Below are 13,643 nucleotides of genomic sequence, written 5' to 3' on the forward strand. Positions count from 1 at the left end.
AACGGATATCCATGACATCACTCAGCCTCTTGAGCACGGGTCTGATGGGCCTACTCGTCGTCGCCACGTTCGTCGCAATCGCCGAGATCGGCGGAAAGCGGACCGCTCCCGGCCGCGACGAGACGGGCGGTCAGTACGAGGCCATCGTGGCGTCGCTCAGCGAGGTCGTCCGGACGCCCGTCGTGTGGGCGATCTCGTTCGTCGGCATCACCGCCCTCATCGGCGGGAGCATCCTCCTCGGCGTCGGCAGCTTCGGTATCTCCGAGGGGCTGGCCGGTACGCTGGTGACCGTGGCGTACCTCCTCGTCGGACTCCTCCTCGTCGGCTTCGTCTTCCTCGGCGCGTACTTCGCGACCCGGAGCCGCGGACTCGGGAACGCACACGGCGTCGCCGCCGGGACGCTGGCGACGGGCGCCGCGTTCCTCGTCTTGGTCACCGTCCAACTGGTCGTCGGCGTTCTCGGTTGATTCGGTCCGAAGTCGTCGCGTTTCTCGTCTCAGTGTGTGAAAACGCGCTCGTCAGTCGCTACTCCTGACGCCCGAGTCTCTGAGTCCGTCGTCGAGGCCGAGACCGACTCGATCCCCGTACCGCGCCCACACGACGACGAGCGACGGGACGAGTAGGATCGAACAGAGGTACGCGTAGAACACGCCCAGCGCGAGCAGCACGCCGAAGTCGCGCAACAGCGGGATCACCGCGAGCCACAGCACGCCGAGCCCGGAGACGGTCGTGAGCATGCTGCCGGTGAGCGCGCCGCCCGTCCCGGCGATGGTGACGTCGAGGGCCTCGTCGATCGGGAGCCCGGCCTGGTACTCGTCGACGAACCGGTGGACGAAGTGGACGGTGTAGTCGACCCCGAGCCCGATGGAGACGGAGAGGATCGGCGCGTTGATCGGCGTCAGCGGAATCGAAAACAGCCGCATCGACCCGACGAGCAGCCCGACAGTGACGAGGACCGGAACGAGGTTCAACAGGCCGTAGACGGCCTTCCCCTCGAGGTAGGCGTACGAGAGGGCCAGGAACAACGCCGTGAGGCCGAAAGCGGTGAAGAGGCTCCGGATCGCCGACTCCGTCAGCAGGTCGATCACCGCCTCGTTGACGACGAGGTCTCCGGTCGGGACGGCTTCGAGCGGCGTCCGCTCGGCCAGCTGGCGCACGTCCGCGACCGCCTCCGAGTTGTCGACGCCCGGTCGGATCGTGTAGTCGATCCGTGCGCTCCCGCGGTCGGCCGCCACGTAGCCGCGCGCGCGCTGCTCCGCGGGCGAGTCGAGGAGCGCGTCGTACACCTCGTCGACGTTCCGGTCCGGCACGCCGTTGCCGAGGCGGTCGTTCCGCTCGACCAGCGCCGCGAACTGGGGGTCGCGTTCCGCGTGGTCGTCGATCACCGTGACGATGCTCGTCGAGGCGGCCCGCCGCTGGTCGGTCGTCGCGAAGGTGTCCGGCGGGTTCCGGGTGGTCCGGTCGATCAGCTCCAAGGCGTCGTCGTCTCTCACCGACTGGTCGATGTACAGCGTCACCGACCCGACGAAGTCCTGTTCGAACTCCTCTTCGAAGATGTTCAACACGTCGAGGAACGTGTACTCCGTCGGCGCGAACGGCTCCGGAAGCTCCGAGTACGTTTCCAGCCGGTCCTGATCTGGGAAGAAGGCCTCCTCGGAGAACTCCGTGTTCACGCCGGTCCCGTAGGCGCCGCCGGCGGCGCCGCCGACGAGGAGAACGGCGACGACGGCGATCGGTGCGATCCGAGAGAGGTCGACGCCGACGTGGAGGACCCGCGCGAGCCGCGAGCCGCCGGCACCCAGGGCGGACGTCCCGAACGTCGGGATCGGGAGCCGCTCGCGCCACCGGTCGGCGAACACCTTCGCCGCGGGGAGGAAGACGCCGAAGACGATCAGCGTGAACGTGATCCCGGCGCCCGCGACGAGGCCGAAGTCGCGGTTCGGGTCGAACGGGCTCACCAGGTTCGAGGCGAGCCCGAACACCGTCGTGATAGTCACGAGCAGGAATGCGATGAGCAGTTGGTCGGTCGTCGTCCGCATCGACGTCTCGATCCCCGCGCCGGTGGCCCGCTCCTCGCGGTAGCGGTTGACGATGTGTATCCCGAAGTCGATCCCGACCGCGAGCAGGAGCGGGAAGACCGTCACCAGCGAGTCCGAGAAGGGGATTCCGGCGTATCCCATGAAGCCGAACGTCCACAGTAGCGACATCAACAGCGCGGTGATCCCGATCGCCATGTCGATCGGGTCGCGGTATGAGAAGATCAGGAACCCGACGATCAGGATCAGCGCGGCGGGGAACACGATGATCGCGGTGTCGGTCAACAGGGCGGTGATCTCCGACTGGAGGACGCCGTCGCCGAAGAGGATGACGTTCTCGCCGGCCTCGTTGCCCGGGACCGAGTCGACGACCTCGACGCTGCGAGTCTGGAGCTCCGTCACCCGCGCGGTCGTGGCCGCCTCCGGGAGGTCGTAGCTGATGCCCACGATGGCGGTTCCGGCCGCCTGTGCGGTCGGGTTGTAGTCGACGGACACCTGCGGGGCGACGACGCCCGCCGCGTCGGCGTCGGCGATGGCCCGGCGCAGTTCGGCCGGCGTCGCCTCGGCGACCGCGTCGCGTCGCTCGGCCGCGTTCGCCGCGTCGGGGTCCAGCTGTCGGGCGATCGCGTCCGCGTGGCTCGACGTCGAGGCGACCCGGAGCGTCGACCGCGACTCCAACCGGTGTTGGGTCTCTAACGTCCTGACCAGCGCGTCCCGAGAGAGCACGTTGTCGTCGGAGACGATCACCTGCGCCGACGTCGCGGAGCCGCCGATCGAGGTCTCGAACTCCTCGTTGATGTCGTCGAGCGCGCGCTGTGCGGGGATGTCCTGCGTGAACTGGCCGGCGCCCGCGCTGGTCTCGATGCCGGTCACGCCGCCGCCGAAGGCGACGGTGACGAGCAGGAACACCGCGATGACCGCCAGCGGGCGCTCGGTGACGACGCGGTCTATCTCCTCGATCAGCCGGTCGACTGCGGTCACCGGTGCCCCGCTGGCCGCCGGTCGGGATCCAGCGGGGGCGATCCGTCGCGTCGCGGGGGTCCTCTCTCGGGGGATGCGTATCCAGTCATCCGATCACCGCCGACGGTACCAGACGGCGCCGCCGACCGCGGCGACGACGAGCAGGACGCCGACGGCGATCAGGCCGACGGGCGTGCCGCCGTCGTCGGTGGCGGGGGTCACCGTCACCGGGACCTGCGTGATGTCCGAGATGCGGTCGTTGCCCCGCTCGTCGTCGTAGCGGAAGTCGAGTTCGATCGGGTGTTCCTCGACGCTCGCGCTCTGCGCGGCGGAGACCTCGAACCAGATGTTCGCGGACTCGCCCGGTTCGAGCTCCTCGACGAACGCTTCGTCGTTGACCGCCGTCAGCGGGCTGTCAGCGTAGAGGCCGGCGTTGATAGACGACAGGGTCTCCGGCCGCCGGTTGGTGATCTCGACGTCGATCCGCCGGGTCTCGCCGGCGGAGACCGTCGCGTTCTCGACCGCGAGGTCGAACTCGGGCTGCCTGGGCGCCACCTCGACGCGGCGCGTCTTCTCGACGGTGAGCGTCGCCTCGCCGCTGTCGTACTCGGTGGTGAACCTGAACTGTCGCGGCCCGGGGTCCGCGCTCCCGCTCACGTCGGCGTCGAACGAGAAGTCGGCGGACTCGCCGGCCGGGATCGTCGGGAGCGCGTATCGGCTCTCACCGAGGCTCACGCGGTTGCTCCCGGAGTCGGCCACGAGGACCGCGTTCTCCACGTCGACCGGTCCCTCGTTGGTGAGCGTGCCGGAGACCGTTCCGGAGTAACCCACTTCGAGCGTCCCGGAGACGTTACTGAGCGAGAACGACTGTTCCGGGACCGGGACGACGCCGGCGCGAGCGGGCGCCGCGGTCTCTTCGATCCCGTTCGAGTCGCGGTAGTCGACCGTCGAGGAGAGCGCGTACGCGCCGCCGCCGAACGAGGTGCCGACACTCGAGTCGAACGTCACCGTTCGGTTCTCGCCGGGCGCCCAGTCGCCGACGAAGGACTGACCGCCGCCCTCGCCGAGGCGGACGCCGGGCGCCGTCGTGGTTCCGGAGACGACCGCGTCGCGGGCGATCTCCTCGCCGACGTTCGCCAGCGTGACGGTCACGTCGCCGCTGCCGCCGACCTGCGCGTCGGTGTCCGTCTCGAGCACGGCGAACCGCGCGCCGTCGTCGACGACGATCGTGAGATCGAAGTCCTCGATCCCGCGGCGGTCCTTGTGGTCGTTGAACTCGGGGATGATCTCGAAGGTGTACCGGTAGCGGGCGGTCGCCTCCACCTCGTACCTGCCGTCCGGCACGTCGTCGGGCACGGTCACGTCGAGCGGGACGGAGACCGGGCTGGCGGCGGTCCTGACGTCGCCGACCGGGATCGGTCCGTCCTCGACGTCGATCGGCACGTCGCCGTCGTCGATCTCCAGCGTGAGTCCGCGGGCGGTGGTAACATCCGGATCGAGCTGGTTGCCGATCTCCATCTCCCCGGTGTTGACGATGTCGACCGTGACGGTTGACTCGGCGCCGGCCGGCACCGAGGCTTGCGACACGAAGAGGTCGAGCACGGGCGATCCCCGAACCTGTCTCGGAGTCGGGTCCGTCTGGGCGACGGCGCCGTCCGCGGTCGAGAGCGCGGCGTAACCGCTCCCGGACGCCCCTCCGATCGCGGGCGCCGCGGCCCCGCTGAGCGAGACGGCGACGAGCAGCGCGCTCACCGCGACGACGGCGAGCGCGGCCGTCGCGAACCGCGCCGACCGACTCATATGTTCCCTCCGGCGATTCTCTGGGCGAGTCTGGTCGCCCGCGGCGACCGGTCGGACCGCGGCGCGTCGGAACGGGTCATACGGTTCGGTTGGGCGCTTGACGCATAAGCGTGCTGAATGAACGTTCAATCAGGGGCCATATATACCGCATCCGCGTAGCGGTCCCATGGATCACCCGTTCGCGGAGCCGTCAGACACCCGACAGGCTATCTTGGGGGCGGCGTTCCGCGCGCTCTGTGAACACGGGTACGCGAACGTCACGATCAAGCGGATCGGCGACGAGTTCGACAAGAGTCCGTCGCTCGTCTATCACCACTACGACGGGAAAGACGAGCTGTTGATCGACCTTCTCGAGTTCCTCTTAGCGGAGTTCGAGGCGTCGATCGCAGGCGAGCGGCGATCGGAAGCGGGAGAGGCCGGCTCCGCGGTGGACCCGTCCGATGCCTTCAACCGGTCCGCTCGCGAGCAGCTCGACGCCTACCTGACCGCGACGACCGACCCGTCGGCGCTCGACGACGAGTACGCGCCGGGCGCGCGGTTCTTCACGGTGATGACCGAACTCAGGTCACAGGCCGCGAACAACGAGGCCTACCGCGACCACTTCGACCGCAGCGACCGCGTGTTCAGCGAGTACCTCGAAGGGATCGTCCGCGAGGCGGCGGCCGAGGTCGCCGCCGAGGACGCGGCCGACGGATCGACGGGTCCCGACCCGGAGGCCGAGACGGTCGACCCCGCGGAGGTCGCCGCGACGCTCCAGACGTTCGCGACCGGGAGCACGTTCCGGCTGACGACGACCGCGGAGGCGGAGTGGGTCGACGGCGCTCGGGCGGGGATCGACCGGTATCTCGAATCGGTGTTACCGCTCGTCGACCCGGACGCCGGACTGGAGAACGAGACGTGATGCCGGACTGCCGGAACTGCCGTCGCGGCGCGGTCAGCGGTCCGTGACGCCCTCGGAGTCCATCCGAGAGACCTCCTCTTCGAGCCACTCGCGGAGCCACTTCACGCGCTTGATGCGCTGGTGCGCGATGCTCTCCGCGCTGTCGGAGACGACGCGGTCGGTGTGATCGTGGGCCCGCTGGAGCACGCGGTCGACCATCTTCGCGGCGTCCATGTGGGTCCGCGACTCGTAGCCCATCCGTAACAGCATGAGAACGGCGCCGTTGGCGCCGACCTTATCGAGGACGTCGGCCTCGATCAGACAGCGGCTCTCTAAGGGCACGTCCGCCAGATCGCCGGTGTACGAGTGGTCGACGACCGCCCCGCACACCTCCTCGATGAACGACTCTGGGTAGTTGCCGCGGCTCTGGAGGTACTCGCGGGCCACCCGCGCGCCGGCTTCGGCGTGAACGTCCTGTTCGGCCTCCAGCTTGGCGACGTCGTGGAAGACGGCCGCCACCCGAACCACGTCGACGTCCGCGCCCTCCGCGTCGGCGATCTCGGTCGCGAGGTCGACGACGTTGAGGATGTGGTTGAACCGGTACGACGACGAGTGCCACGGGTACCAGCGCATCCGTCCGCCGTCGTCCTCGCTCTCGACGCTGGCCGCGAGGTAATCGCGGACGAACCGCTTCATCTCTTCGAAATCCTCGTCGCTCACCTCCGTTTCCTTAATTTCGACGCCCACCGGGACCACCTCGGGCGAAAAGATCGTGATTCATTACCGTCACCGAGGAGCGTTTCGGTCTTAGGCGTTACGACGGAGTCTTCGGCCGGAGACGGCGGCGACCGAGCGGGTGCCCCGACCCGGATCGAACGGCCGCCGCGACGCGAGACGCTTAACAGGGTCGCGGTCGCATCGGCGTTCATGTTGCGCCCCTGGGGGAACGACGACCGCGCCCGGTTCCAGCGGGCGGCGGCGGTCAACGTCGTCGGCAACGCGGTGAAGATCGCGGTCGTCGGGTCGACGGGGCTCGTGTTCGGCAGTGTCGCGCTCTTAGCCGACGCCGCCCACTCGGTGGCCGACCTCGTCGCCAGTGCGGTGGTGTTCGTCTGGGGGGGTTCGCGGTACGAGAGCGCGGACGAGACGCACCCGCACGGCCACCAACGGATCGAACCCCTGACGGCGCTGTTCGTCGGCGCGACGGTGGCGATCCTCGGACTGCTCCTGTTGCGCGAGTCGGTGCTCGGATTCGTCGGGCCGGTCGAGGTGCGGGCGAGCCCGCTCCTCGTCGGGGCGCTGCTGTTCGCGATGGCGGACATGTACCTGCTGTACCGGTACACGGAGCTGGTGAACGCCGACCTCGGGTCGACGGCGCTCGACGCCCTCGCGGTCGACTGCCTCAACGACATCTACACCACGATCGCCGCCTTGGTGGGCGTCTTCGGCGTGTTTCTGGACTTCCCGATCCTCGATCCGATCGCCGGGGCGTTCGTCAGCGCCCTCGTCGTGTATCAGGGGGTCGAGATCGGCCGCGAGAACGTTACCTACCTCGTCGGCGCGGCGCCACCGGCGGGCGACCGCGAACGCGTCGTCGCCGCGCTCCGCGACCACGGCGCCGTCGAGGGGGTCCACGACCTCACCGTGTTCTACGACGGAACGGACTTGGAGGTCGAGGTCCACGTCGAGGTCGACGGGACGATGACGCTCCGAGAGGCCCACGACGTCGAGACGGAACTCGTCAGGGGCCTCCGCGCGCTGGAGGACGTCGGCGACGTCCACGTCCACCTCGACCCGTCCGGCCTCGGCGAGTGGAAGGAGGCGCCGGAAACGACCGGCCCGTCCGAGGAGTGACCGCGGAACGACGCTAAACCGCCGGCGGCGTGCGGGTTATGTCGACCGAACCCCTACGTCCGATATGCCCGGTCGCCGCTGGTTGGAGATGACGTGGCGCGACGGACTGTTCGCCCACTGGCCCGTCGACCCGGAGACCGTCGCCGCGACGCTGCCCGACGACCTCTCGGTAGCGACTCACGACGGCGACGCCTACCTCGGCGTCGTCCCGTTCGTCATGGACGACATCCGTCCGCGAGGGCTGCCGGTCGGGCTGTCGTTCCCCGAACTCAACCTCCGGACCTACGTCGAGGGGCCGAACGGCCCCGGCGTCTACTTCCACAGCCTCGACGCCGACGACCGCCTCGGCGTCGCGGTCGCCCGCGGGCTGTTCCGACTCCCGTACTACCGCGCCGAGACCGACGTCCGTCGGCGCGGCGGGGACGCGAACAACGCCGGCGGCGACGACCGCTCCGTGCGGTTCAGCAGTCGCCGCGTCCACCGGGGAGTCCCGCACGCCCGCTTCGACGCGACGTACGCGCCGGCGGGCGAGGCGTTCACGCCCGACCCGGGGTCGCTGCCGGCGTTCCTCCTAGAGAACTACCGCTTCTACACCGCCGGCGAGAGCGGGCGACTGTACGTCGGCGAGATAGACCACGAGCCGTGGACGCTGCGTCCGGCGACGGCCGAGATCCGGGCGAACACGCTGTTCGCGGCGAACGGCTTTACGGCGCCGGACGGCGACCCGATACTCCACTACGGCGAGCCGCTCGCGGTCACGGCGGACCGGCTCCGGCGGGTCTAACGGCGACGGATCGGGACGGGGGGCGACCGTCGACTCACGGGAACAGCCCGCGGTACTCGTGGGCCTTCGCGGTGCGTTCCAGCGCGAGCGTGTACGCGGCGGTCCGCAGGTCGGGGAGGTCTTTCGTGTCGTACTGCTCGATGGTCTCGTCGAACGCGCCGCCGATGCGGCGCTCCAGCTCGGCGTTGACCGTCTCCAGCGGCCAGGAGAACTCTTGGGCGTTCTGGACCCATTCCAGGTAGGAGACGATGACGCCGCCGGCGTTCGCGAGGATGTCCGGCACGACCTGAACGTCGCGCTCGGTGAGGACCTCGTCGGCGGCGACCGTCGTCGGCCCGTTGGCGGCCTCGACGATCGCGGACGCGCGGAGGTCGTGGACGTTTTCGGCGGTAATCACGCCCTCGACGGCGGCCGGGATGAGCACGTCGACGTCGAGGGTCAGGAGCTGCTCGTTGGTGATCGCCCCCGGGTCGTCCCAGCGGGAGTCGCCGGACGCGGCGGCCCCGCGGAGGTCGCCCTCGACGTACTCGGAGATCAGCCCGCCGGCGTCGACGTGGGCGCCGAGCGCCGACACGTCGAGCCCGTCGGGGTCGTACGCCGCGCCCGACACGTCCGATGTCGCGACCACGTTGGCGCCGGCCTCGTCGAGGAGTCGGGCCGCGTTCGACCCGACGTTTCCGAATCCCTGGATCGCGACGGAGGCGTCGGAGAGGTCGCGGTCGAGGTACTCGAAGAGCCGCTCGGTCACGAGCGAGACGCCGCGGCCGGTCGCCTCCACGCGGCCCGGCGTCCCGCCGATCTCCAGCGGCTTGCCCGTGACGACCTGCGGTATCGAGTGGCCCTCGTACATCGAGTAGGTGTCCATCATCCACGCCATCGTCTGCGGGTTCGTGTTCATGTCCGGCGCGGGCACGTCGGTCTCGGGGCCGATCATCCGGCGGATCCCCTCGGTGTACCGCCGGGTGAGCCGCTCGAGGTCCTGCTCGGTGAGGTCCTTCGGCTCGCAGATCACGCCGCCCTTCGCGCCGCCGTAGGGGAGGTCAACGAGCGCCGTCTTCCAGGTCATCCACCCGGCGAGCGCCTCGACCTCGCGCTGGGTGACCGAGGGGTGGAACCGGACGCCGCCCTTGAACGGGCCGCGGGCGCTGTCGAACTGGCAGCGGTACCCCTCGAACACCTCGACCTCCCCGGACTCCAGCCTGACCGGGAGCGTCACCTTCAGCGTGCGTTCCGGGTGTTTGAGGCGCTCGAACACCCCGTGGTCTACGTCTGCGTACTCTTCGGCGCGGTCCATCTGGGCGAGCATGTTCTCGAACGGGTCGTCGGCCATGGCCGGCACGACTCGATCGCACGTGATATCGGTTTCGGCAAGTATCTCCTTCGTAAGTGAATCTCTCGCATGTATTTTCGCGGGAGGTCCGGTCGGGCGCTTCCGACCGGACTTATACGTCGGGGCACTCAAGCGGCGACCATGACACACGGACACGCGACGGGGGAACGCCGATGACGACACAGACGCTTCACCCCCGAATCCAGATCGTGTGGGTCCTCCGTGCGGTGCTGCTGTCGGCGCTCGTCACCGCCCCGTTCGTCGGCGGCGTGTACTTCGAGTACCTCCCGCAGTGGGTGCCGGTGGCCGTCGGCGCGGCCGTCCTGACGCTTTCCGTCACACACGCGCTACTGCGCTACCGGCGCTGGAGCTACGAGATCCGCGAGGACGCGCTCTACCTCGACCGCGGCGTGGTCACGCAGGTGCGAACGACGGTCCCGCTGGTGCGGATTCAACACGTCGACTCCCGGCGCGGCCCGGTCGAGCGGACGGTCGGCCTCGCCTCCTGCGTGGTGTACACCGCCGGATCGCGCGGTGCGGACGTTCGGATCCCCGGTCTGACGCCGGACGGCGCGAGCGACCTCCGCGAGGAGCTGAAGCGGCTGGCGATCCGCGCCGACGGGGAGGACGCGGTGTGAAACTGGCGCCGCAGTCGGTCCCGTACCGCGCGCTCCAGAAGGCGCTTGGGACCGTCGTCGCGCTGTTCGTCATCGTGAACGGAGGCGGGTTCGGACTCCCGGCGGCGATCGCCGGCGGCGCCGCGATCCTCGTCGTGGCGTTCGCCTACGAGATCGCGTACTACCGACGCTTCGAGTACGTGCTCACCGGAGACACGCTCGACATCTCTTCCGGCGTCATCTCCCGTCGCGAGCGGGAGATCCCGTACCGGCGGATCCAGAACGTCGACGTGAGCCGCAGCGTGATCCAGCGAGCGATCGGCGTCGCCGCGGTCGACCTGGAGACGGCCGGCGGCTCCAGCACGGAGGGGTCGATCCGGTTCGTCACTCCCGAGGAGGCGACCAGACTCCAGCGGGAGGTCCAGCGTCGGAAATCCCGAACGTCCGATTCCGGCGCCCGTCAGACGGGAGAGGCGACCGAGGCCGACGCGGTCGAGCGCGGGCGCGACGACGCGTTCGCCCCGGACGAAGAGGAGCTGTTCGCCATCTCGCCCGGCGAGCTCGCGCTGGTCGGCGCGCTCTCGTTCGACGGGCGCCTGATCGGCCTGCTGGCGTTCCTGAGCTCCGGGTCGTTCCCGGTGCTGTCGAGTTTCCTGCCGCAAACGTCGGCCGCGGCGGTCACCGCGACCGCGATCGTCGGGATCGCGGCGCTGTTTTTCGCGTCGTGGATCATCGGCGCCGGCCTCGCCTTCTCGAACTACTACGGGTTCCGGCTCTCGCGCGCCGGCGACGAACTGCGCTACGAGCGCGGGCTGTTCCGCCGGTACAGCGGTTCGATCCCCACGGAGAAGATACAGACGCTACGGATCACGGACAACCCGGCCAAGCGCGCGCTCGGCTACGCCAGCCTCTCTATCGAGACCGCGGGCTACGCGCCGGGGCAGGGGTCCGAATCGGGAAACCAGTCCGCCGTCCCGATAGCCACGACCGACCGCGTCTACCGGCTCGCACACGAGATCGAGTCGTTCGGCACGCCCGAGTTCAACCGGCCGCCGAAGCGGATCCGGTGGCGGTACGCCTTCCGGTACGTGGTCGTCGTCGGGGTCCTGACGGGGATCGGGTACGGCGTGAACTGGTACTTCCCGCGGTCGCTCCCGTGGTACGGCGTCGCCGCGCTGCTCGCCGTCGTGCCGCCGGCGGCGCACCTGAAGTGGAAACACCGCGGCTACTGGATGGGCGAGGACCACCTCCTCACGCGCAACGGGTTCTGGAGCCGGACGGTCGCCGTCGTGCCGTACTACCGGATCCAGAACGTGATCGACAGCCGGACCGTGTTCCAGCGCCGGTGGGGTGTCGCGACGATAGTCGCCGACACGGCCGGGAGCGGGTCGCTGACCGGGAGCGACGCGGCCGCGGTCGACTTCGAGACCGACGAGGCGGAGGCGCTGAGGGAGTCGCTCACGGAGCGTCTCGCGACCGCCGTCGCGGAGCGACGGAGCGATTCGGCCCCGTTCGAGTGGGTCGAGGGCGACGACGGTGACGAGAGCCAAACGGGAGCGGAGACCGGCGAGAACGCCGAGACCGCCGACACGGATCGGGACGGCTCGCGACCGAGGACCGCCGCCGAACAGACCGAAGTCGGAGACGAGTCCGACGACGAGACCGGTCGGGACGCGCCGGCTGACGAGGACGATCCCGTCACTGAGATCCCCACGGTCGAGGGGTCGAGCGACGACGCCGCCGGGGACGACGCGACTGCCGAGCAGTCGAGTGACGACGGCTCCGACGACGGCTTCGACATCCCCGACGACGGGGTCGTCCGCCCGGACTTCTCGCCGAGCGACCGGGACTACTCGGAGCCGGCGGAGCGGATCGACACTGGCGGGTACGCGGTCGACCGCAACCCGTCGGACGCGGACGTCGCGCACGGCCCCGGCGTCGAGGGGGAGAGCAACTCGGACGGAACGGACGGAGGAGTCGACGACGGCGAGACGAGCGACGAACCGAGTGGTGACGGGCGAGACAGCGATCAGCTGGATGGCGTCGAAACCGGAGCGGAAAACGGTACGGACAACAGCGGTAGTCCGGGCGAAGACGGCGACGAAACGGACGAAGACGGCGACGAAACGGACGAAGACGCGTCTCGGCCCTGACCGTCGCCGGCGAGTCTACTCGTCGAGCAGCTGCTGTGCGATCGTGTTCCGAAGCACCTCGCTGGTGCCCTCGTAGATCTCCGAGAGCTTCGCGTCGCGGTAGAAGCGCTCCGCGGGGAAGTCCTTCGTGTACCCGTAGCCGCCGTGGATCTGGATCCCCTCGTTGGCGACCTCGCGGGCGATCTCGGAGGCGTACAGCTTCGCCTGCGCGGCCTCCTTGATGTAGTCCTCGTCGCGCATCTTCAGGTCGGCGGCCTCGTGCATCAGCAGCTCGGCCGACCGCGCCTTCGTGTCCATGTCCGCCAGCTTGTGTTGGATCGCCTGGAAGTCCGCGATGGGGCGGTCGAACTGCTCGCGCTGCTGTGCGTACGACAGCGCCTCGTCGAGCGCGGCCCGGGCGATCCCGACCGACCGCGCGGCGATCGTGATGCGCCCGCCGTTCAGCGTCTTCAGCGCGTGGACGAACCCTTCGCCCTCCTCGCCGAGCCGGCGCTCTTCGGGAATCCACATGTCGTCGAAGCGGAGTTCGGCGGTCGGGCAGCCCTTGTCACCGAGTTTGTCCTCCGTGCCCTCGACGATGAACCCGTCGTCCTCCTCCGGGCGAACAACGAACGAGGTGATTCCCTTCCGGCCCGCGTCGGGGTCGGTCTTCGCGAACAGGGTGACCGTGTCCGCGACGGAGCCGTTCGAGATCCAGAGCTTCCCGCCGTTCACCAGGTAGCCGTCGCCGTCGCGCTCCGCGGTGGTCGACATGGCGGGCACGTCGGAGCCGGCCTCGGCCTCCGAGAGCGCGAAGGCGCCGATGTCCTCGCCGGTGTTCAAGGCGGTGAGGTACTCCCGTTTCTGTTCCTCGTCGCCGAACTCGTAGAGCATGTTCCCGGCCAGCGACGTGTGGGCGGCGACCACGGTGCCGAGTCCGCCGGAGCCGCGGGAGATCTCTTCGAGCCCGATCGCGTAGCTGTGGTAGTCGAGCCCGGCGCCCTCGTACTCGACCGGGAAGGGCATTCCCATGAGCCCGAGGTCCGCCATCTCGTCGATCAGGTCGGCGGGGAACTCGTCGGTCTCGTCGATCTCGGCCGCCCGCGGGACGACCTCCTCGTCGACGAACTTCGCGACCGTGTCGCGGATCTGGCGCTGCTCTTCGGTGAGCGTGAACTCCATAGTCGCCTCTTCGGCCGGGCGGACTTAGCCGTTTCCACACGGTTGTACACGGGCGTCCCGTTCGTCGA

General features: G+C 69.3%; 11 protein-coding genes. 6 read left to right on the forward strand and 5 right to left on the reverse strand.

From position 1 onward, the window contains the following. The first annotated feature begins 44 nt into the window (after nt 1–44). Complete coding sequence (locus tag ACZ5KW_RS14055) at nt 45–467, forward strand: hypothetical protein (protein WP_343781004.1); 423 nt, start codon at nt 45–47, stop codon at nt 465–467. A 51-nt stretch (nt 468–518) separates the two neighbouring features. On the opposite strand, the gene ACZ5KW_RS14060 is transcribed toward ACZ5KW_RS14055, so the two are convergent. Both ACZ5KW_RS14060 and ACZ5KW_RS14065 read right to left on the reverse strand, forming a co-directional pair. Continuing rightward, the gene (locus ACZ5KW_RS14060) at nt 519–3,017 is read right to left on the reverse strand and encodes an efflux RND transporter permease subunit (RefSeq protein ID WP_343780911.1); all 2,499 of its coding nucleotides are present in this window, start codon (nt 3,015–3,017) and stop codon (nt 519–521) included. A 93-nt stretch (nt 3,018–3,110) separates the two neighbouring features. After that, nucleotides 3,111–4,796 (reverse strand): COG1361 S-layer family protein, encoded by a 1,686-nt coding sequence (locus ACZ5KW_RS14065; protein WP_343780909.1) that lies wholly within the window; start codon nt 4,794–4,796, stop codon nt 3,111–3,113. Nucleotides 4,797–4,962: 166 nt separating this feature from the next. On the opposite strand from ACZ5KW_RS14065, the gene ACZ5KW_RS14070 reads away from it, so the two are divergent. Continuing rightward, entirely contained in the window at nt 4,963–5,697 is a 735-nt protein-coding gene (locus ACZ5KW_RS14070) for a TetR/AcrR family transcriptional regulator (protein ID WP_343780906.1), read from the forward strand. Nucleotides 5,698–5,730: 33 nt separating this feature from the next. Here ACZ5KW_RS14070 and ACZ5KW_RS14075 read toward each other — a convergent pair whose 3' ends face one another. Next, nucleotides 5,731–6,432, reverse strand: a complete 702-nt coding sequence (locus tag ACZ5KW_RS14075; protein WP_343780904.1) for an HD domain-containing protein — start codon at nt 6,430–6,432, stop codon at nt 5,731–5,733. 171 nt (nt 6,433–6,603) lie between these two features. On the opposite strand from ACZ5KW_RS14075, the gene ACZ5KW_RS14080 reads away from it, so the two are divergent. Further along, entirely contained in the window at nt 6,604–7,530 is a 927-nt protein-coding gene (locus ACZ5KW_RS14080) for a cation diffusion facilitator family transporter (protein WP_343780902.1), read from the forward strand. Between the two features lie 64 nt (nt 7,531–7,594). Beyond that, nucleotides 7,595–8,314 carry a YqjF family protein gene (locus ACZ5KW_RS14085; protein WP_343780900.1) on the forward strand — a complete coding sequence of 240 codons (720 nt, stop codon included), beginning with the start codon at nt 7,595–7,597 and terminating at the stop codon, nt 8,312–8,314. Nucleotides 8,315–8,348: 34 nt separating this feature from the next. On the opposite strand, the gene ACZ5KW_RS14090 is transcribed toward ACZ5KW_RS14085, so the two are convergent. Next, nucleotides 8,349–9,644 (reverse strand): Glu/Leu/Phe/Val family dehydrogenase, encoded by a 1,296-nt coding sequence (locus ACZ5KW_RS14090; protein ID WP_343780898.1) that lies wholly within the window; start codon nt 9,642–9,644, stop codon nt 8,349–8,351. Nucleotides 9,645–9,817: 173 nt separating this feature from the next. On the opposite strand from ACZ5KW_RS14090, the gene ACZ5KW_RS14095 reads away from it, so the two are divergent. Then, entirely contained in the window at nt 9,818–10,282 is a 465-nt protein-coding gene (locus tag ACZ5KW_RS14095; protein ID WP_343780895.1) for a PH domain-containing protein, read from the forward strand. Next, nucleotides 10,279–12,414, forward strand: coding sequence for a PH domain-containing protein (locus ACZ5KW_RS14100; RefSeq protein WP_343780892.1), 2,136 nt, complete (start codon nt 10,279–10,281; stop codon nt 12,412–12,414). The genes ACZ5KW_RS14095 and ACZ5KW_RS14100 overlap by 4 nt, the downstream gene beginning before the upstream one ends. A 15-nt stretch (nt 12,415–12,429) precedes the next feature. On the opposite strand, the gene ACZ5KW_RS14105 is transcribed toward ACZ5KW_RS14100, so the two are convergent. Next, nucleotides 12,430–13,575, reverse strand: a complete 1,146-nt coding sequence (locus ACZ5KW_RS14105) for an acyl-CoA dehydrogenase family protein (RefSeq protein ID WP_343780890.1) — start codon at nt 13,573–13,575, stop codon at nt 12,430–12,432. Between the last annotated feature and the right edge of the window lie 68 nt (nt 13,576–13,643).

This window comes from Halorubrum ejinorense (genome assembly GCF_055389685.1).